Consider the following 18,250-nt stretch of genomic DNA (forward strand, 5'->3'; position numbering starts at 1 on the left):
TTCTTGCTTTTTCGTCTGATTGAATTACAAGGGAAGGTATGCGATTTCAAGAAGACTCAATAGATTGCGTGGACTTCATCCTAAAGAAGGATGAAGTATTGACCATCATCTTAGGTGGAGGGAAAGGAACTCGTTTATTACCACTTACGGAAAAAAGATCCAAACCTGCTGTGAGTTTTGGAGGAAAATACCGACTCATTGACATTCCCATTTCTAACTCACTTAACAGTGGTTTTGAAAAGATTTTCATCCTTACCCAGTTCAATTCCTATTCTCTAAACCGCCATATCAACAGAACTTACGCAACGAACAACATCCACCAAAAGAGTTTTGTGGAAATCATAGCTGCCGAACAAACAGTATCAAGTGCCAATTGGTTTGAAGGAACAGCGGATGCCGTAAGGAAAGTCCTTCCTTATATCAGAGAACAAAAACCCAAATACGTTCTTATATTGTCTGGGGACCAATTGTACAATATGGATCTTTCTGATTTTATGCAGAGTCATTTGATGGATCCAGAAACAGAAATTTCTGTGGCTACCAATGCCATTGCGGAAGACCAAATTTTTGGACTTGGCATTGTGAACGCGGGAGTGGGTGGGTTCATCCAAGAATTTATAGAAAAACCACAAGACCTAACCCAAGTGGAATCATGCCGCACTAAAAATGGATCCTTCCTTGCCAATATGGGGATTTATATTTTTAATACCTCCACATTGATTGATGTATTAGAAGATCGGAATATGGCCGATTTTGGAAAGGAGATCCTTCCTAAGGCCATACGAGAAAGAAAGGTAAAAGCGTATACTTACGACGGTTATTGGGAAGATATCGGAACCATCAAAGCTTTTTACGAAGCCAATTTGATGTTAACAGACCACATTCCTAAGTTTAATCTTTATTTGGAAAAAACTCCTATCTATACAAGAGCTAGGGCACTTCCTCCTTCCAAAATCATCCAAGCTGTGGTCAACCAAGCTCTCATTTCGGAAGGGACCATTCTTAACCAATGTGAGGTGCACCGTTCCATCATTGGGGTGCGCCAGCTCATCGCTTCGGGAACCAAAATCTATGACTCCATCATCATGGGCCTTGATCACTACGGATACTTCGATCGTAAGTCAGGAAAAATTCCTATTGGAATTGGACCTAACTGCGAAATACGACGGACAATTGTCGATAAAGACTGCGCTATTGGAGCCAACGTTCGGCTGTTAAACGAACAAAATCTGCAAGAATATGAAGATGAGTATGTGCGGATTCGGGAGGGAATTATTGTCGTTCCGCGCCATACTGCCATTCCCGACGGTTATACAATCTAAGTCAAATTGACATATTTCGGGCAAATGTACGTCAAAATTACCTGATATTGTCTCAAATTTAGGGATTTTGACTTGTCAGTTTTGAACTTAGTTCTAGTCTGGACGAAAGGGAACCATGTTCACAACGGAATCAACGGAAGGAAACCAGTTTTGGAACGAGACATACTTTGTCCCTCATTTCCAACCCATCGTCAATGCGATCAATCGCTCGATTTCTGCCTACGAAGTACTGGGTAGGCAGTTCAATCCGGAAAAAAACACCTACCACTCTTTAGGTGGGCTTTTCCACAATCGGGACCAGGATCCGGTTCCGGTCTACAATATTGACCGCATCCTTAGGGAAAAGGCAGTACAAACCTTAAAAGAAAGTTCGTTACGAACCAAACTATTCTTCAATATGATGCCAAACTTTCTTTCCCGTGTGCATCATACCGATCTATTTGCAGAAAACTTCCATATCATCCAACTCATCGAAAAGTATGGAATTGATCGCAACCAAGTAGTGATTGAAATCACGGAAGATGAGTTTGATGGATCCATAGATCGCCTCATTCAAATTGTCCAAATCTTTCGGGACTACGGTCTGAAAATTGCCATCGATGATTTGGGGACGGGATTTTCTAATTTAGAACGGATTGGATACCTTCACCCTGATATCATGAAGGTGGACATTCGCATTATGAGAGAAAGTTTGAATAAAAATTCATTCAAACAAGTTCTCGGTGCCATTTCAGAAATGTCTCAAAAGCTTGGAAGCCAACTTCTTTTTGAAGGGATTGAAACAGAAGAAGAGGTGAACCTTGCCCTTTCTATGGGAGCAAATCTTTTGCAAGGTTACTATTTCTCGACCCCAAACCCACACTTTCTAAACCGTAATACTTTTTCTGATAAAATGAAAACAGTTTTAGAAAACTTCTCTAGTGTTCGGTCCCGGGAACTTCGGGAAAAGGGTGTCAGGGAACAAAGGATCATTGACCAACTCCAAGACCTTTTTTACGAACTTTCGGATACCAAAGAAGATGATTTTTCCTACCGATTTGGCCAAATCCTTGGCTCGTTGCCAAGAGAAATCCTAAAGGTCTTTGTTTGTGATGCAGAAGGCTATCAAATCACTCCCACTTACGATTTGGATCGAATGAACGGCGGGTATTTGGAACGTTCTCGTCAAATTGGAAACAATTATGCTTGGAAACCTTATTTTCTCAAACACAAAGAGGAATCGGAACGGTTCCGTAAAAAATGGGGTGTCACTTACCCTTTGTATGATATTTCGAACCAAAACCAATATGTGATTTTTACCTTCTCGCTTATGGATGGAAAGATCCTGATTGCCCAGGTAGGTTGGTCGGAATAGAATCTTGTTTTTTTTGAGTGGTGCTTTTTCCTGGTAGAAGGGATTCGTCTAAAATATAGAATCATTCTAAATATATACAAAACAGGATACCACCTTGTCCGCTATTCTCGAAATTAAATCTCTACATGCCAATGTAGGGGACAAAACGATCCTCCGGGGGGTTAATCTGACCATAGGTCCTGGCGAAGTCCATGCCATTATGGGACCCAATGGATCTGGAAAGAGTACTCTTTCCAATGTCATTCTCGGCCATCCGAAATATTCAATTACTTCTGGAGACATCCTCTTTCGGGGGGAGTCCATTTTAAATAAAACAACAGATGAAAGAGCAAGGCTCGGATTATTTTTATCCTTCCAATACCCAACTGCCCTACCGGGTGTTACTATCGGAAATTTTTTAAAATCCATCCTCAAGGCACATAGAGGAAAAGACGTTCCAGTAAAAGAATTCAAACAAGAATTAAAACAATCCATGGATCTACTCGAAGTTCCCCAGTCGTTTATCGGTCGTTATGTGAATGATGGTTTTTCTGGTGGCGAAAAAAAACGGGCTGAAATTTTACAAATGAGTTTGTTAAAACCAGTTCTTTCCATTTTGGATGAAACTGATTCTGGTCTTGATATAGATGCTCTTCGTATTGTTTCGGAAGGAATTAATTCCAACAGAAATCCGGAACGTTCCATTTTACTCATCACTCACTACCAACGTATGTTGAACTATATTGTGCCGGATTTTGTACATGTATTTGCAGATGGAAGAATTTTAGAAACTGGTGGCAAAGATCTTTCCTTAAAATTAGAAGAAGTGGGTTATGATTGGATTTTGGAGAGAGAAGGAGTCAAATGAATTCCTCACTCACGAGAAATCGATTGGTTCTCTCAAAAGAACGAACAAAAGTATTTCGCAAGTCCATTTTAGAAATTTGGAACCAATTAGAAATTCCGACCGATTCCAATGAGTCTTGGAGAAAATTTCCCTTAGGTGCAGTGGATTGGAAGGAATTACAATTTGATCCCAAAGATATTTTTTCCGCGTCTGAAGAAAACTCCACAGAATCTTTGTTATCCGAGGAAGTGATCGATGGAATCCTTTCTGATATTTTAAAATACATACCGAAAGATTATTTTGCTTATTTAAGTTTGCTTGCCGCACCAAGTTATGAACTCATTCTTGTGGACGAAGGCGAGAGTGAGTTTGGTTTTGAAGAATTGGGAGATTTGCCAAAGTTTTCTGTTCGTATCTTTTATTTGAAATCGGGTCGAACTGCAAAAACGGAAATACGATTAGAAAACATTCACGAAACTGACGCCCTACATATGACTTCTTCTTTAGACTTTTATATCGCAGAAGAGTCGTCCTATTGGGAAATTTTAGATAGAGAATCAAGTGATTTAGATTTATACCGGTTTCGTAATGTTTCGATACTCTCTCGATCTGACTCTCAAGTGAAATTTCACCATTTCCCCATCGGGGGTTTTCGTTCGAAATTGTTTTTACATGCCCACTTACTGGGAAAAGGTGCGGAAGTGATTGTGGATGGAGTTTCTGCCCTTGGGGGAAGAAATCTCAAAGATTTGGAAATGGAAATGTACCACCATGCGGATCATACCACAAGCAAAATCAGTTATAAGGCAATCGTTACAGACAAATCTCACCATATTTTTACAGGAAATTTGATTATTCCACCAAACTTAAAAAAGGTGACTGCACACCAAGAATCATTTAATCTTTCTTTAAATAAAAAAGCAAGAGCCGAAGCAAATCCAAAATTGGAAGTGCTCGCAGAAGATGTATCTTGCACTCACGGAGCCACAGTGGGTGATATTGATGAAGAACAGTACTTTTATCTTCTTTCTCGTGGTTTAACTCCTGCCGAGTCCAAGTCCTTACTTGTGACTGCTTTTTACGGTGAGACCATCCATTCCATTGGTTTTTCTGAAGAAGTGAAATTGTCATTGGAATCTCAGATCAGAGAGATTCTTGTAGGAGGCAAATAATGGCCTTTAAAAAGTTAATCTCTGTAACGGATGTAAAGGAAGGTAGTTTGGTCGTTGTCAAAACCCGCCATTTCCCTGTAGTAGTGACTCGAGTTGAGGGAGAATATTACGCCTTTGAAGATTCTTGTACTCATGATGGAGAAGAAATCTCTTGTGGAAAATTGGAAGGTTGTGTTATCACTTGCCCCAGACATTTTGCGAAATTTGATGTCCGCAGTGGAGAGGTATTGGCCCTGCCTGCTACAGAACCACTGGTGATCTTTCCTGTTCGAGTAGTGGGTGATGATTTGGAAGTGGATTTGGAGGCTGTATGAGTTTAGATCCTTACCAAATACGAAAAGACTTCCCAATTCTTTCTCGCATTTTACCAAACGGAAAACCCCTGGTGTATTTAGACAATGGGGCATCCTCACAAAAACCAAAATCGGTCATTGATGCAACTAACGACTATTATACAAATGATAATGCTAATATTCATAGAGGTGTGTATTACCTTTCTCAACATGCCACCGAACTTTTTGAACGTACAAGAATCAAAACTTCTCATTTTTTCCAGGCTCAATGTGCCAAGGCAATTATCTTCACTCGTGGAACAACAGATTCGATAAACCTCGTCGCACAGGCCTGGGGTAGAACCAATATTGGAGAAGGGGATGAGATTGTTTTATCTGTCCAAGAACACCACTCCAATTTAGTACCTTGGCAAATGTTAGCCTTAGAGAAAAAAGCTTTTTTAAAATTCATTCCGATTCAGGAAGATACCACTTACGACTTATCAAACCTAAATGAGATCATCACCAAACGAACAAAACTCGTTGCGATAAGCCAAATGTCCAATGTGACAGGTACGATCCACGACCTAACAAAGATTATCGATCGAGTTCGGCAAGTGGGAGCCAAAATTTTGGTCGATGGGGCACAGGCTGCCTGCCATATGCCAATTCATTTGGTAGATATGGATGTTGATTTTTATGCTTTTTCTGGCCACAAAATGCTCGGTCCCACAGGTGTCGGAGTGCTCTTTGGCAAAGAAGAAATTTTGGAAGCAATGCCCCCTTGGCTTGGTGGTGGGGATATGATTGAATCTGTGGAACTAGAAAGTTCTACCTATGCGGCTCTCCCTGCAAAACTGGAAGCTGGTACTCCAAATATCGCAGGTGTGATTGGATTTAGTCATGCATTAGATTATTTACAAAAAATAGGAATGAAGAATATCAAAGAACACGAACGGATGTTAACCGAATATGCCTTAGAAAGGTTAAATCTGATTGGTGGACTTCAAATTTATGGAACGGAAGATTTAGACAAAAGAGGGGGAGTGGTTTCATTTACTATGGATGGAATCCATCCACATGATGTCGGCTCCATCTTAGACGAGGAAGGAGTTGCCATTCGAGTGGGTCACCACTGCTGTCAACCACTGATGAAACAATTAAACATTCCTGGAACCTGTCGTGCTTCGTTCTATCTTTACAATACAAAAGAAGATATCGATGCCTTAGTTCATTCTATTGATAAAGTAAAATCAATATTCGGTCGTGTCGCAAGAAAGTAACTTAGAAGATTTCCTGCGTTGGAAATCCTTTGCAGTTTGGAAAAAACCAGAGGGAGAACATCGAATAGTAAAAGGACTGAATCCTCTCTGTGGGGATGAAATTATATTTTACTACCAATGGGAAAAGGACAATTCCCTCCAAATTTTAGGAATCGGTGGTGAGTCTTGTTCGATTTGTTCTGCGGCTGCAGGACTCCTCTTTAAAAATAAAACAGCACTTAAGCAGAAGGATTTTCAGTCTTACTTACAAGAGAGAAAAAATTTTTTAGATGGGGTGGATTCTCGCTTGTTTCAAGATCCAGAAGAGATATCCTTTTTTAAAACCCTTCGAACCCATCCTGGTCGTTATCGTTGTGGGCTTTTGCCCTGGCAAACCTTAGTAAAATTGAGTGAGGAAATGATATGATACGTGATCCTGAAACAGAAAAAGAATGGGAAGTATTCCATAGTGTTCGCATGGTAGAAGATCCAGAAATTGGAATTTCACTGATTGAACTAGGTCTTATTTATGATATCAAAGTGGAAGGGGAAAAAGCGGACATCACCATGACCTACACTTCTCTTGCTTGTCCTGCAGGTCCGCAGATGAAACAAGACATTGAAAACCATGCACTCCGTGTAGACGGAATTACTGAAGCTGTTGTCCATGTGGTTTGGAATCCGAAATGGGAACCTCGTGCCATGGCAAGTGAAGAAGCTAAAATGCAAATGGGGATCTTCGATTGAATTTTAAATTTGGAACTAGGATTCTACTGGTTCTCTTACTTTCGTTTAACGGTTGTGAGTCGATTTCTTTCCTCCAAAATTCGTTTCAATCCAAACCTACAAATGCTTTTGTTATTCCACAAATTGAAGGTGCTTCTGATAAACGCGACCGGTATGAATTTACTGGAAAAGAAATCATTATCGCTTCAGACCATCCATTGGCTTCTCAAGCAGGAATGGAGGTTTGGAAACAAGGTGGAAATGTGGTGGATGTATTTGCCGCTGCAAGTTTTGCCATCTCTGTCCTTCGTCCTCACTCTACAGGGTTATTTGGCGGTGGATTTGCTGTTGTTTATTTACCATCAAAAGGGAAGTGGGCCTATGATTTTCGGGAACGTTCCCCAAAAAAAGGTGTATCCTCATTTTATTTGAACGAGGATGGGACTGTCATCCCAGAGAAAACTCTAAAAGGAGCTTATAGTGCTGGAGTTCCAGGAACGGTGCAAGGGATTTTACAAATCCAGAAACAACATGGAAAACTACCATTAAGTTCTGTTATTGCACCTGCAATTCGTTATGCGAGAAATGGGTTTTCAGTTTATGGGGATTTAGCTTTTGCCGTCTCTAAAACTTGGTCTCAAATGAACCCGACCATGCAAATCGTTTTTGGGATTGATAACCGTCCCATAAGGGAAGGAGAACTTCTTTTGCAAGAAGATCTTGCCAAAACATTAGAACGAATCGTTGAAAATGCAGAAAAGGAATTTGTGGATGGGAAAACGGTTCAGTTGGTTTCAGATTACTATTCCGAGTTTCAAGAATTTATCACAGCCGAAGATTTTAAAAATTACCAAGTAAAGGTAAGTGAACCTTTGGCAAGTAATGTTTGGGGACATACCCTTCTTACCATGCCTCCCCCTAGTTCAGGGGTCCATCTTGTGACAATGATGCATTTGTATTCCGAAATGCAAAATCGTAATTCATTTCCCAAGGGAGATGTAGGAGAAATGATTCGTATTACGGAAGCTATGCGAGTGGCTTACCGAGATCGTGCGGAACTTGGTGGAGATCCTCTATTCACAAATATTCCTGTTTCTAAACTTTTGTCGCAAACATATGCCAAAGAGGAGACAAACGAAATTGAAAGGAAAGTTGTTTCTGGAAGTTGGCCTTCTCCGAGTGATGAAACGAAAAAACCAGAATCTTATAACACCACGCATATCTCTATTCTTGATAAAGAAGGAAATGCAGTTTCTACAACCCAGTCTGTGAATGGAATCTTTGGTGCTGTCCAAATGGTCAAAGGAACAGGACTTATTTTAAACAATACCATGGACGATTTTGCCGTGGCTCCAGGAGTGCCTAACCTGTATGGCCTAGTTGGTTCTAAAGCCAATTCAATCGAACCTGGGAAAACTCCCCTCTCTAGTATGAGTCCAAGTATCCTTCTCGAACCATCGGGAAAAACAAAGATAGTGATTGGTGCCCCCGGTGGTTCTCAGATTCCTACTTCTATTTTTAATACACTCTACCGGTATTTGATTCAAAAACGTGATCTTTATGAAAGTGTTTCCTATCCACGGATCCACCACCAGTTTAGGCCCGATCGGATTTTTTTGGATCCGGAAATAAAAGACAGTTATCCTCAGTCGGAATTACCCTTTTATCAAGTCCAATATATTAGGCATCGTGCGAAAGTATTTGCCATAACGAGAGAGGGGGACCGCTTGATCGGCGTGTCTGATCCCAAAGGGGAAGGAGTCCCTTTAGGTTTTTAAACCATGAAACGAAAGTTATTAACATCAACAAAAAAGAATTCAACCAATAGTTTATTATCAAAAGAATATAGAGCCTGTTTGCTAAGCGCCAAACATGGATTAGAAAGGGAAAGTGTGAGGGTGGATGGAAAATCGCAAATTTCGCAAAAACCACATCCAAAAGCCTTAGGATCAAGCCTTACTCATCCGTTAATCAAAACGGATTTTGCCGAAGCGCAAATTGAGTATGCTACCAATATTCACAAATCCATTCCCGATGCCTTAAAAGAACTTACTGAGTTACATGCCTTTACTGCAAAGAACTTAGAATCGGAATACCTTTGGCCATTCAGTATGCCACCAATTTTACCTGCTGAGAATAAAATTGAAGTAGGAAATTATGGAACTTCAGCAGAAGGGCGGAAAAAAACCATCTATCGCAATGGCCTTGGGCATCGGTATGGAAAAAAAATGCAAACCATCTCTGGGGTTCATTACAATATCTCTTTCGATACTTGTTTATTGTCCATTGTCTCGGAAAAAAGATTTAAAAAACCATTAACTCCTGAAACAAAATCACAAATCTATTTTGATACCATTCGGAATTTTTATAGAATTTCTCCCGCATTATTATATTTATTTGGTTCATCAAGTTTAACAGACATAACATTTACGGAAGAGAATAAACAGATTAAAAAAAGTGATTCAAAAACCCTCAAAGCTCCATTTGCAACTACACTGCGATTGTCTAGCATTGGTTATACGAGCAAAGTCCAGGGGAAATATCCTATCTCCGTTAATTCTTTGGAAGAATATGCGTATGGGATGTGTCATGTAGTTTCCAAGTCCTATTCTCTCTACAAACAGTATAATGGGAAACCAACGAACCAACTCAATGACCATATTTTGCAGTTAGAAAACGAATACTATTCTCTCGTTCGACCCAAACAAGTTCCGAAAGGAGAGGAAAGGGTAGTGGATGCACTTGTGGAAAGAGGTGTAGAGTATTTAGAAATCCGTCTTTTGGATTTGGATCCATTTTCACCCATTGGTGTTGAAGAAAACCGCCTTTATTTTTTACATTTAGTTTTACTCTATTGTATGTTAAATGAATCACCTAAATCTGATTTGGCGGAAATGGCAGATTGGAGAAAAAACCAAGAAGTGACCACTTGGTTTGGAAGAAAAGAAGATACAAAGGTTCAATTTTTAGGAAAGGAAATCCCATTACGGGAATTGGTTTACCAACTTTTTGTGGAAATCCAACCCATAGCCGACCTTTTAGATGAAAATGATGCAAGCGGCCCCTTTAGTAAAGCTTGGGAGGCACAGTGGGAAAAATGGGATGATCCTAGTCATTTAGGGTCAGAGATGTCTGAGTTAGATTTAGAAATTCATAAATCAAGTTTCCGTGAGTTTGGGCTCACACTTGCCAAATCACATAAGGAAGAATTGTTACAGTATTCCCTTTCTCCTAACAAAATCAAATACTTCGAAGACCTAAGTGTTCAGTCGATTTACGAACAACAAAAGATCGAAACATTGGAAGGAAGCCATTTAAAGAAAAATCAAAAACCCATCCAAATCAAACCTTTAAAACTGTGTAGTGGAGTTTGAAAAAGTGAACGATACAAAAGCCTTGCCTTCTGGTTTTGAAGATTTAGAAATTTCCACACAAATCATCATTCGGGATGCAATGGCTCGGGGCATTACAGTTGAAATGGTAGATAGAAAAGAAAACTTTCTACGGCTGAAACAAGGGTCGCATATAGAATTTGTCAAAGAGGCAAGTAAAACCCGTTTAGATAGCCTTATGACTTATCTAGTGATGGAGAATAAAATTGCCTCCAAATTGGTGTTAGATGAAAATGGGATTCGTGTTCCGATAGGAAGAAATTATTCTTCATTAGAAGATGCGCTTAAAGATTATGAATTCTTTTTAGACAAAAAGAAGGTGATCAAACCTGTTACCACTAACTTTGGATTAGGAATTGGAATTTCTAACCCAGGGGATTCCAAAGAAAAATTTACAAACTTCGTGCAAGTGGCCCTCGGACTTTCCAGTTCCATTATCATTGAGGAATTTATTGAAGGCCCTGAGTATCGGTTTTTAGTATTAGGTGAAGAAGTGATTGCTGTTTGCAACCGAGTGCCAGCCAATGTGGTGGGTGATGGGAAAAGCTCCATCAGGCAATTGATTGTTAAGAAAAATGAAGATCCCAGGCGCGGGGAAGGCCACAAAACCGCTTTGGAAAAAATACAAATGTCTGCTGTGGAAGAAGCCATCTTAAAAGACCAGGCTTTGGATTTTGACTCGATTCCAGATTTGGGTAAACAAATTTTTCTTAGGAAAAATTCCAATATTTCTACAGGCGGAGATTCCTTGGATATGACCGATGCAGTACATCCAGAATTCAAATCCATTGCTGTTTCTTGTGCAAAGGCGGCAGGTGCTGTGATTTGTGGGATTGATATCATTTCCTCACAAATAGAATTGAAACCGGATCCAAAAACTTATGCCATTCTTGAAATCAACTTCAATCCGGTTTTATACATCCATGAATTTCCTTATTCCGGCAAACCAAGGTTTGTGGGAGATAAGATCTTAGATTTACTTGGATTTACTTGATCTTTTATATGCTGACTTAGAATCTTTAAGTTTGTCTGTTTTTTTTTAAATAGATTCTAGAGAGGATATGCACTTAAGGTTTGTTTGTTGATGGATTCAATTACCAAGACCTAGTTTATTTTTTAAGAATATTTGGATCTGAGGTAGGCAATGATATCTGCGGATTCATACATTTGTACAGACCCATCCACAAGAAAAGGAACTTGGGACTGGCCTCCGAGTCGTACCACTTCGGCCCTGCCCGGTGTCCCGTAGGATGCCTCTACAAATTCTATATCCTTACCCAAGACAAGCCCAAGGGATTCGGCAGCGCGAATCACTCGTTGGCAGTAAGGGCAAGTGTCATACTGGTAGAGGCGAATCATGAAATTAGCCCGCTTTTTTTGTTAGTTCACCCGACTGGGCCATTTGGATGGTGATGTCATGACCACCAACAAATTCACCCTTAATATAAAGTTGAGGGATGGTGGGCCAGTTGGTGTATTCTTTAATTCCTTCTCTGATTTTCATATCAGATAGAACATTAAACGAACCGAAAGGAATTCCAAGTTGTTTTAGGGTTGTTACAACACCTGCAGAGAATCCGCATTGTGGCATTTCTGGTGTTCCTTTCATAAAAAGAAAAACATTTTCTGATTTTATTAAGGATTCAATTTTATCCTTTAACTCTTGTTCCATGGTTATTCGCTCCTAGTTTCCAATGCCAATGCATGGATTTCTTCTTTTAATTCATCTTTCAAAGTGGCATAGACCATACGGTGTTGTTCTATGAGACCTTTGCCAGTAAATCCGGCAAAAGTAACCACAGCTTTGATATGGACTCCATCCCGATAGGGATCTAAAATTTCCACTTTGCAGCCAGGTAGGCCATCTTCAATTTTCTTTTGGATTTCAGGGATTGTCATCCTATAGCTTTCCTCCCATCCAAGATTGGTGGGCTTTGATAAATTCAAGATATTCCTTAGGCACTTCCGGTAAAACAGAATTCTTTACCGATGGCAGTGAAAGTAGAGTTTCACTCCATTTTTGGATTTTTGGAAAATCTCCAAGTAAATAGAATTCTCTGTTATGGTCTGCCAAAAATTGCATACGCATAAAGAACGGGGCGAAGGCAGTGTCTACTAAATGCATTTTGGAACCAGAAAAGTAAAAGGTCGAACCAGTGGGCGTGGGAAGTCCTGCTTCTAAAATTTTGAATTTGGAAAGGAGTTCGTCCCTTTTTTTATCTGAGTCTATTTTTTCTTTGGCCATTGTCCATCCGTACTGGTCCACAAGAAGGGCACTGGCAAATTCTGTCCAGGAACGGTGTTTGGCTCTTTGGATGGGATCTGTCGGGTGAAGCGCTGGTGTATTGGTTTCATCTAAATATTCATTGATCACTGCTGATTCAAAAATCACATCGTCTCCTATCTGTAAGACGGGAACTTTTCCAAAAGGAGAAATCTTTAAAAACCACTCTGGTTTGTTTGTTAGGTCAATGTATTTGATATCGTAATCTACTTTTTTCTCTAAAAGATTAATCACAGAACGTTGGACAAAAGGGCAAAGTTTAAAACTAACAAGAACGGGTTTGGTCATATCAATTAGACTGGTGTTCGGGAGAAGATAGATCCATTTCTAATGCGTGGAGGCCTTTTTTAAATTCCTCCCCAAGTTCGGCGTAGACCGCTCGGTGGTTTTCCACAGTGGACTTACCTATAAATTTGGAGGAGACCATTTGCAATCGGAAATGGGTTTCCTTGGATCCTTTTGTCATACCGGGATGTCCCGCATGTTCCAGGGAAACATCGGTAAGACTAAAACTTTGAGGTGCAAATTGATTCTTTAGGATGGATTCCATCCGAGTTTGTCTTGATTCTTTAGTTTCTGATTCCATAACCAATTTTCATTAACCTCACATTGATAAAAAAGAGTACAGCCGAAAGTAAAATGATAAAGCCAAACGAAAAATATAAATTCACATCAGTAACCCCGATAAATCCATAACGAAACAAATTTACCATATAAAGGATAGGATTACAATAGGAAACGGTCTGCCAAAATCCAGGAAGGTTTTTTACAGAGTAAAACACACCGCCGAGGTACGTTAAAGGGGTGAGGATAAAGGTGGGGATGATGGTGACATCATCAAATTTTTTGGCAAAAAGAGCATTAAAAAATCCACCAAGGGAAAACAAAATCGATGTCATTAAGACTGTGAATAGGATCACTAAAGGATTATGAAATCTAAGGTTTGTAAAAAATAGGGAAGTAAGTGTAACTAGAGATCCCACAAAAAGTCCCCGAACCACACCACCAAACGTATAACCTATTACGATTGTATATGGTGAAGTGGGTGATACGAGTAACTCTTCTATATTTCTTTGAAACTTACTGGAAAAAAACGAGGATACAACATTGTTATAGGAATTGGTGATGACACTCATCATGATAAGACCTGGTACAATAAATTCAATGTAAGTGAAATCTCCCACTTTTCCAATTTGGCGTCCGACTAGCTCACCAAAGATTAAAAAATATAAAGCCATCGTGATGACTGGTGGGATTAGCGTTTGGACCCAGATACGGATGATGCGAATCCATTCCCTTCTAACAATGGTTTGTAAAGCTGTAAAGTTACTTTTCCACATATTTAGTTTTTTCCTGTAAGAGACAAAAAAAGTTCTTCTAATCGATTGGATTTGTTTCTAAGACTCAAAACTTCCAAATTCAGTTTGGTAAGTTCAGTAAAGAGTTGGTTCACAGATGCTTTTTTATCCAATTGCACTTCGAGAGTATGGTCATCCAACCATTCCCAATGAAATTTTTTGGACATAGGTTTTGATTTGAAGGATTTTTTTAAATCAATGATTAAGGTTTCTTTATCCAAACGATGCAGTAACTTTTTCATCGAGGTGTTTTCTACAATTTCTCCTTTGTCAATGATGGCTATGTTTTTACAGAGGGATTCTGCTTCTTCCAAATAATGGGTGGTAAGAATGATCGTTTTTCCCGCTTGGTTGAGTTCTTTCAAAAATTCCCACATAGACCTTCGGATTTCAATGTCGACACCTGCTGTTGGTTCATCTAAAATAAGAAGTTTTGGATCATGCACTAAGGCTCTGGCAATCATAAGCCTCCGTTTCATTCCCCCACTGAGTTGACCCGCGGCTGACTTTCGTTTATCATAAAGTGATAATTTTTCTAAGTAATATTCAACTTTGTCTTTGGCTTCTTTGTAAGGCATTCCATAGAAACCAGCTTGGTTGATAAGAATCTGTTCTACGGCTTCAAAGATTCCAAAATTAAATTCTTGGGGAACAATTCCTAAATAGGTTTTCGCTAGATCTGGATTTGCGTCGATATCCACTCCGAAGATTTTTGCTTTTCCCCCTGTTTTGTTGATCAGGGAACTCAAGATTCCAATGGTAGTTGATTTTCCAGCGCCGTTCGGTCCAAGCAGGGCAAAAAAGTCTCCTGATTCAACTTTTAAATTGATGGAACGAAGAGCCCTCACTCCATTCGGATAGGTTTTTTCTAAACCTTCCAATTCGATTGCATATTCTTGCATTTATTTTCCTACTAGTTTTCTTGTTAGGTGGTGCGTGGGATATTTTTTGTTTTCCCTATTTTCTTTTCTTAAGAGTTTTTGTTCCTCTTCTGGTAATAAGACTATTTTTTTACATTCTTCGGAGCAACAATTTAGGAGTTCTTTGGCACAGTCCTCACATTGGACAAGAAGGACATGGCATCCCAGGTTTGCACAATTGGTATGGCGGTCACTGGGTTTTCCACAAACATAACAAACGGTCAAAACATCTTCTGTGATTCTTTCTCCGAGCCTATCATCAAAGACAAAATTTTTACCTTTGAATTTAGAGGTGATTCCTGCATCTTGCACTGCTTTTGCGTAATTGATGATTCCCCCCTGGAGTTGGTGCACATGGGAAAACCCTTTGTATTTTAAGTAGGCACTTGCTTTTTCACAACGAATCCCACCCGTACAGTAAAGTAGAATTTTTTTCTCTTTTTCTTCCTTTAAGATACCTTCGACGATTGGTAATTCTTCTCGGAAAGTACCTACATCGGGTAATATGGCATTTTCAAAATGACCCACTTCGGATTCATAATTATTGCGAAGGTCGACAACAATCACGCCCGGTTCTGCGAGAGCCGCGTGAAATTCTAAAGGTGTTAGGTGGGTTCCTACATCCGAGGGATCAAACTGGGAATCATCCAAACCATCCGCTACAATTTTTTTGCGTACTTTGATCGCCAGTTTGATAAAACTTTCCTTTTTGTCTTCTACCGCATCGTTGAAATAGATTTTATTGAGCTCTGGGATGGAATCTACAATCGCCCTTAGTTTGTCATAGTTATCAACAGGTATAGAAAACTGTGCATTGATTCCTTCCTTTGCTAAATAAATTCGCCCAAGGATTCCTAAGTCTTCAAAAACATCATAGAGTTTGTTTCGGAAAGCAAGTGGGTCTTCAATTTTTACATAACGATAGAAGGAGATCACTCTTCTTTCTCTTGAATCTGTGGATACTCGTTTGAGTAAGGTATCTTTATCATAACGATTGAATAAAAATTTTTTCATTTTTTTATCCTCTTTAGTTTTTCTTCTCTTACTTTCCGGAAGGCATTTCTTGTGATTTCAGAAATAGCAGGATGAATGTAAATCATTCCTAAATAGTCGTCTAACTTTGCTTTTAGATACATTCCAAGAACAATTTGGTGGAGAAGATTTGCTGCTTCCTCTCCAATGATATGGGCACCCAGTACCTCTTCTGTTTCTACTGAAACTAGAACTTTGACAAAACCTGAGTTAGACATTCTTGCCATTCCTGTAGCACTTGAGGAATAGGGGTTGATTCCTTTGTAATAAGGAATGTTCTTTCGGATTAGATCTTCTTCTGTAAATCCAATACTTGCTATTTGTGGATGGGTAAAAACTGCTTCGGGCATTGGTGGATACTTGATGGGTGCATTCGTTTTTGAAACATACAAATGGTCGTATAAGTATTCCCCTTCGAAGTTGGCACTGTGGCGAAAAAAATACCTTCCAATCACATCTCCAAAGGCATAGATCCCAGGCTCTGTTGTTTCCAAGTGATCATTTACAAGAATGTAGCCTACATCATTGGTTTTGATATTTGTTTTTTCCAAACCTAAATCATCTGTATTTGGGCGGATCCCCGTTGCTACTAACAATCGTTCTGCTGTATGGATTGTTTCTTTTCCTTCTTTTGTTTTTCCTATGACCTTAAATTCTCCGTTTGTATATTCAACCTTATCGATTTGGTAATGGGATTCAATAGAAAAGGGGAGATGGTTTGAAAGTTCTTTTTTGATATCTCCATCGGCAGTTCGTAATATCTCGGTTCGGGTGAGCCCTGTGACCTTACATCCATAAGCCTGGTAGGCGGCACCAAGTTCCAAGGAAATAAAACCTGCTCCAATGATGAGCAGTGATTTTGGAAATTGGTCTGGTGAAAGGGCTTCTCTTGATGTCCAAAAAGGGATGGTTTTGAGACCAGGAATTTCGGGGATACTTGGTCTTGTGCCAGTCACAACAAATATATGTTTGGCGGTATAAGTTTCATTTCCATCAGAGAGGACACGGTTGTCCACAAACCGGACTTGTTTGGGATAGAAGTCGATATTTGGATTTTTGTCATAGGCAATGGGAATAGAATCGGAATCTTGTTTTACCGTTTCATTCACTCGTCGAAAGATTTTGTCCACATCGGCAATGGGCCTTTCCTTAAAATGCACTGGAAACTTATCCGTATCTTCTGTGATACGAATGAGTTCAGAAGGATAAATGATCATTTTGGAGGGAATACAACCTCGGTTGAGGCAGGTTCCCCCTGGACTTTCTTTTTCAAATACTGCCACGCGTTTGCCTAGGAGCGAGGGGGGAGTGACGAGTTTGGTTCCGGCACCGGCACCAATGACAATGATGTCATATTCTTTCATACCAATTCCAGCTTGAAAATTCGACAGTTTTCTGTAAATGAAGCAAAATCTCTTTTGGCAAATTTAGAAAAAACTGCGAATATTTTTTTCCGGTTCAAATGGATTTGTAGACTCCTCCGTCGGCTCGGACCGAGGCTCCATTGATCATGGAAGACAGGTCGCTTGCAAGAAAGAGAATCACATGGGCAATTTCTTCCGGTTTGGCAAACCTTTGGGCAAGGGAAGTCGGGCGGTTTTCCACAATAAAATCTTTAGCCATCGCCTCATTTGTTTTTCCTTGGGTTTTTGCCAAACTTTGGATGAAATCTTCCACACCCTCCGAAAGTGTCGGACCTGGTAAAACAGAATTCACTCTAACTTGGGTTCCTTTACAAACTTCTGCACTGCCTCGGGAAATAGAAAGTTGAGCGGTTTTACTCATCCCATAATGCACCATCTCAACGGGAATGTTCAGAGCCGATTCACTGGAAACAAATACGATGCGACCATAGTCTCTTTCTAACATTCCTTTCAAATAATGTTGTGTGAGGATAGCCCCACTTAAGACATTGGTTTCATACATCTTTATCCAATCTCCTCTTGTGATTTCAAAAAAAGATTTGGGTTCAAAATAACCGGCGTTATTGATTAGAATATCCACCTCTTTAATTTCTTTCGTAAGTTTCTGAATTCCTTCCTCTAAAGCCAGATCGGCAGAGACTCCTGCCAACTTTGCCTCAGGTTGGATGGATTTGATTTCCGTAATTGCTTTTTCCACTGCAAGATCCGATCTTCCATGAACAAATACAAGAGCACCTTCCTTCGCAAATTGGATTGCCGTTTGGAATCCAATCCCTTTGGTAGATCCTGTTACTAAAACTTTTTTATCTTTAAGACCTGTATTCATTTTGTAATTCCTCTCCGTAAAATTTTACCAATATTTTTTCCTGATTGTAGTTGTACTCTCTTTGGGGTGATGGTACAGTC

Annotated in this window: 21 protein-coding genes; 11 read left to right on the plus strand and 10 right to left on the minus strand. The window is 39.7% G+C overall.

What is annotated here, in order from left to right; translation table 11 throughout:
- Window positions 1-38 precede the first annotated feature (38 nt).
- From LEP1GSC203_RS09655 to gshAB, 11 genes are all read left to right on the plus strand, one after another.
- Window positions 39-1,322: a sugar phosphate nucleotidyltransferase gene (locus LEP1GSC203_RS09655; protein ID WP_002973594.1), complete on the plus strand. Its 1,284-nt coding sequence runs from the start codon at window positions 39-41 to the stop codon at window positions 1,320-1,322.
- Window positions 1,323-1,437: 115 nt separating this feature from the next.
- Window positions 1,438-2,676 carry an EAL domain-containing protein gene (locus LEP1GSC203_RS09660; RefSeq protein WP_002973756.1) on the plus strand — a complete coding sequence of 413 codons (1,239 nt, stop codon included), beginning with the start codon at window positions 1,438-1,440 and terminating at the stop codon, window positions 2,674-2,676.
- A 94-nt stretch (window positions 2,677-2,770) separates the two neighbouring features.
- Window positions 2,771-3,523, plus strand: coding sequence for a Fe-S cluster assembly ATPase SufC (sufC, locus tag LEP1GSC203_RS09665; RefSeq protein WP_002973734.1), 753 nt, complete (start codon window positions 2,771-2,773; stop codon window positions 3,521-3,523).
- Window positions 3,520-4,674 carry a SufD family Fe-S cluster assembly protein gene (locus tag LEP1GSC203_RS09670; RefSeq protein WP_002973601.1) on the plus strand — a complete coding sequence of 385 codons (1,155 nt, stop codon included), beginning with the start codon at window positions 3,520-3,522 and terminating at the stop codon, window positions 4,672-4,674. The genes sufC and LEP1GSC203_RS09670 overlap by 4 nt, the downstream gene beginning before the upstream one ends.
- Window positions 4,674-4,988, plus strand: a complete 315-nt coding sequence (locus LEP1GSC203_RS09675; protein ID WP_002973777.1) for a Rieske (2Fe-2S) protein — start codon at window positions 4,674-4,676, stop codon at window positions 4,986-4,988. The genes LEP1GSC203_RS09670 and LEP1GSC203_RS09675 overlap by 1 nt, the downstream gene beginning before the upstream one ends.
- The gene (locus tag LEP1GSC203_RS09680; protein ID WP_002973647.1) at window positions 4,985-6,229 is read left to right on the plus strand and encodes a cysteine desulfurase; all 1,245 of its coding nucleotides are present in this window, start codon (window positions 4,985-4,987) and stop codon (window positions 6,227-6,229) included. Before LEP1GSC203_RS09675 ends, LEP1GSC203_RS09680 begins: the two co-directional genes overlap by 4 nt.
- Window positions 6,213-6,635: an iron-sulfur cluster assembly scaffold protein gene (locus tag LEP1GSC203_RS09685; protein WP_002974445.1), complete on the plus strand. Its 423-nt coding sequence runs from the start codon at window positions 6,213-6,215 to the stop codon at window positions 6,633-6,635. The genes LEP1GSC203_RS09680 and LEP1GSC203_RS09685 overlap by 17 nt, the downstream gene beginning before the upstream one ends.
- On the plus strand, window positions 6,632-6,955 hold the full coding sequence (locus LEP1GSC203_RS09690; protein WP_002974324.1) for a metal-sulfur cluster assembly factor: 324 nt from the start codon (window positions 6,632-6,634) through the stop codon (window positions 6,953-6,955). Before LEP1GSC203_RS09685 ends, LEP1GSC203_RS09690 begins: the two co-directional genes overlap by 4 nt.
- The gene (gene ggt / locus LEP1GSC203_RS09695) at window positions 6,952-8,712 is read left to right on the plus strand and encodes a gamma-glutamyltransferase (protein WP_002974288.1); all 1,761 of its coding nucleotides are present in this window, start codon (window positions 6,952-6,954) and stop codon (window positions 8,710-8,712) included. Before LEP1GSC203_RS09690 ends, ggt begins: the two co-directional genes overlap by 4 nt.
- Window positions 8,713-8,715: 3 nt before the next feature.
- Window positions 8,716-10,308, plus strand: coding sequence for a glutamate--cysteine ligase (gshA, locus tag LEP1GSC203_RS09700; protein ID WP_002974081.1), 1,593 nt, complete (start codon window positions 8,716-8,718; stop codon window positions 10,306-10,308).
- Between the two features lie 4 nt (window positions 10,309-10,312).
- Window positions 10,313-11,320 carry a bifunctional glutamate--cysteine ligase GshA/glutathione synthetase GshB gene (gshAB, locus tag LEP1GSC203_RS09705; RefSeq protein ID WP_002974125.1) on the plus strand — a complete coding sequence of 336 codons (1,008 nt, stop codon included), beginning with the start codon at window positions 10,313-10,315 and terminating at the stop codon, window positions 11,318-11,320.
- Window positions 11,321-11,442: 122 nt separating this feature from the next.
- Here gshAB and LEP1GSC203_RS09710 read toward each other — a convergent pair whose 3' ends face one another.
- From LEP1GSC203_RS09710 to LEP1GSC203_RS09755, 10 genes are all read right to left on the minus strand, one after another.
- On the minus strand, window positions 11,443-11,685 hold the full coding sequence (locus LEP1GSC203_RS09710) for a glutathione S-transferase N-terminal domain-containing protein (protein WP_002974104.1): 243 nt from the start codon (window positions 11,683-11,685) through the stop codon (window positions 11,443-11,445).
- A gap of 4 nt (window positions 11,686-11,689) precedes the next feature.
- Window positions 11,690-11,998 carry a Grx4 family monothiol glutaredoxin gene (gene grxD, locus LEP1GSC203_RS09715; protein ID WP_002974306.1) on the minus strand — a complete coding sequence of 103 codons (309 nt, stop codon included), beginning with the start codon at window positions 11,996-11,998 and terminating at the stop codon, window positions 11,690-11,692.
- A 2-nt stretch (window positions 11,999-12,000) separates the two neighbouring features.
- Window positions 12,001-12,225, minus strand: coding sequence for a BolA/IbaG family iron-sulfur metabolism protein (locus LEP1GSC203_RS09720; protein WP_002974177.1), 225 nt, complete (start codon window positions 12,223-12,225; stop codon window positions 12,001-12,003).
- Between the two features lies 1 nt (window position 12,226).
- A complete protein-coding gene (locus LEP1GSC203_RS09725; RefSeq protein ID WP_002974520.1) occupies window positions 12,227-12,898 on the minus strand; it encodes a glutathione S-transferase family protein in 672 nt (223 codons plus the stop codon).
- Between the two features lies 1 nt (window position 12,899).
- A complete protein-coding gene (locus LEP1GSC203_RS09730) occupies window positions 12,900-13,196 on the minus strand; it encodes a BolA family protein (RefSeq protein ID WP_002974417.1) in 297 nt (98 codons plus the stop codon).
- Window positions 13,180-13,950 (minus strand): ABC transporter permease, encoded by a 771-nt coding sequence (locus tag LEP1GSC203_RS09735; RefSeq protein WP_002973747.1) that lies wholly within the window; start codon window positions 13,948-13,950, stop codon window positions 13,180-13,182. The genes LEP1GSC203_RS09730 and LEP1GSC203_RS09735 overlap by 17 nt, the downstream gene beginning before the upstream one ends.
- 2 nt (window positions 13,951-13,952) lie before the next feature.
- Window positions 13,953-14,870: an ABC transporter ATP-binding protein gene (locus LEP1GSC203_RS09740; protein ID WP_002973657.1), complete on the minus strand. Its 918-nt coding sequence runs from the start codon at window positions 14,868-14,870 to the stop codon at window positions 13,953-13,955.
- Window positions 14,871-15,902, minus strand: coding sequence for an oxygen-dependent tRNA uridine(34) hydroxylase TrhO (trhO, locus tag LEP1GSC203_RS09745; RefSeq protein ID WP_002974008.1), 1,032 nt, complete (start codon window positions 15,900-15,902; stop codon window positions 14,871-14,873).
- Entirely contained in the window at window positions 15,899-17,284 is a 1,386-nt protein-coding gene (locus LEP1GSC203_RS09750; protein ID WP_002974278.1) for a dihydrolipoyl dehydrogenase, read from the minus strand. The genes trhO and LEP1GSC203_RS09750 overlap by 4 nt, the downstream gene beginning before the upstream one ends.
- Before the next feature lie 94 nt (window positions 17,285-17,378).
- The gene (locus LEP1GSC203_RS09755) at window positions 17,379-18,170 is read right to left on the minus strand and encodes an SDR family NAD(P)-dependent oxidoreductase (protein ID WP_002973749.1); all 792 of its coding nucleotides are present in this window, start codon (window positions 18,168-18,170) and stop codon (window positions 17,379-17,381) included.
- Window positions 18,171-18,250: the final 80 nt, after the last annotated feature.

The organism is Leptospira terpstrae serovar Hualin str. LT 11-33 = ATCC 700639, from assembly GCF_000332495.1.
GTDB lineage: Bacteria > Spirochaetota > Leptospiria > Leptospirales > Leptospiraceae > Leptospira_A > Leptospira_A terpstrae.

What these genes read in the sequence shown, in the direction of transcription:
- LEP1GSC203_RS09655 (WP_002973594.1), top strand. Translation starts at nt 39, where the DNA reads ATGCGATTTCAAGAAGACTCAATAGATTGCGTGGACTTCATCCTAAAG.
- LEP1GSC203_RS09730 (WP_002974417.1), bottom strand. Translation starts at nt 13,196, where the DNA reads ATGGAATCAGAAACTAAAGAATCAAGACAAACTCGGATGGAATCCATC.
- LEP1GSC203_RS09690 (WP_002974324.1), top strand. Translation starts at nt 6,632, where the DNA reads ATGATACGTGATCCTGAAACAGAAAAAGAATGGGAAGTATTCCATAGT.
- LEP1GSC203_RS09735 (WP_002973747.1), bottom strand. Translation starts at nt 13,950, where the DNA reads ATGTGGAAAAGTAACTTTACAGCTTTACAAACCATTGTTAGAAGGGAA.
- grxD (WP_002974306.1), bottom strand. Translation starts at nt 11,998, where the DNA reads ATGGAACAAGAGTTAAAGGATAAAATTGAATCCTTAATAAAATCAGAA.
- LEP1GSC203_RS09755 (WP_002973749.1), bottom strand. Translation starts at nt 18,170, where the DNA reads ATGAATACAGGTCTTAAAGATAAAAAAGTTTTAGTAACAGGATCTACC.
- LEP1GSC203_RS09670 (WP_002973601.1), top strand. Translation starts at nt 3,520, where the DNA reads ATGAATTCCTCACTCACGAGAAATCGATTGGTTCTCTCAAAAGAACGA.
- LEP1GSC203_RS09680 (WP_002973647.1), top strand. Translation starts at nt 4,985, where the DNA reads ATGAGTTTAGATCCTTACCAAATACGAAAAGACTTCCCAATTCTTTCT.
- LEP1GSC203_RS09740 (WP_002973657.1), bottom strand. Translation starts at nt 14,870, where the DNA reads ATGCAAGAATATGCAATCGAATTGGAAGGTTTAGAAAAAACCTATCCG.
- LEP1GSC203_RS09710 (WP_002974104.1), bottom strand. Translation starts at nt 11,685, where the DNA reads ATGATTCGCCTCTACCAGTATGACACTTGCCCTTACTGCCAACGAGTG.
- LEP1GSC203_RS09675 (WP_002973777.1), top strand. Translation starts at nt 4,674, where the DNA reads ATGGCCTTTAAAAAGTTAATCTCTGTAACGGATGTAAAGGAAGGTAGT.
- gshA (WP_002974081.1), top strand. Translation starts at nt 8,716, where the DNA reads ATGAAACGAAAGTTATTAACATCAACAAAAAAGAATTCAACCAATAGT.
- trhO (WP_002974008.1), bottom strand. Translation starts at nt 15,902, where the DNA reads ATGAAAAAATTTTTATTCAATCGTTATGATAAAGATACCTTACTCAAA.
- LEP1GSC203_RS09660 (WP_002973756.1), top strand. Translation starts at nt 1,438, where the DNA reads ATGTTCACAACGGAATCAACGGAAGGAAACCAGTTTTGGAACGAGACA.
- LEP1GSC203_RS09750 (WP_002974278.1), bottom strand. Translation starts at nt 17,284, where the DNA reads ATGAAAGAATATGACATCATTGTCATTGGTGCCGGTGCCGGAACCAAA.
- LEP1GSC203_RS09725 (WP_002974520.1), bottom strand. Translation starts at nt 12,898, where the DNA reads ATGACCAAACCCGTTCTTGTTAGTTTTAAACTTTGCCCTTTTGTCCAA.
- LEP1GSC203_RS09720 (WP_002974177.1), bottom strand. Translation starts at nt 12,225, where the DNA reads ATGACAATCCCTGAAATCCAAAAGAAAATTGAAGATGGCCTACCTGGC.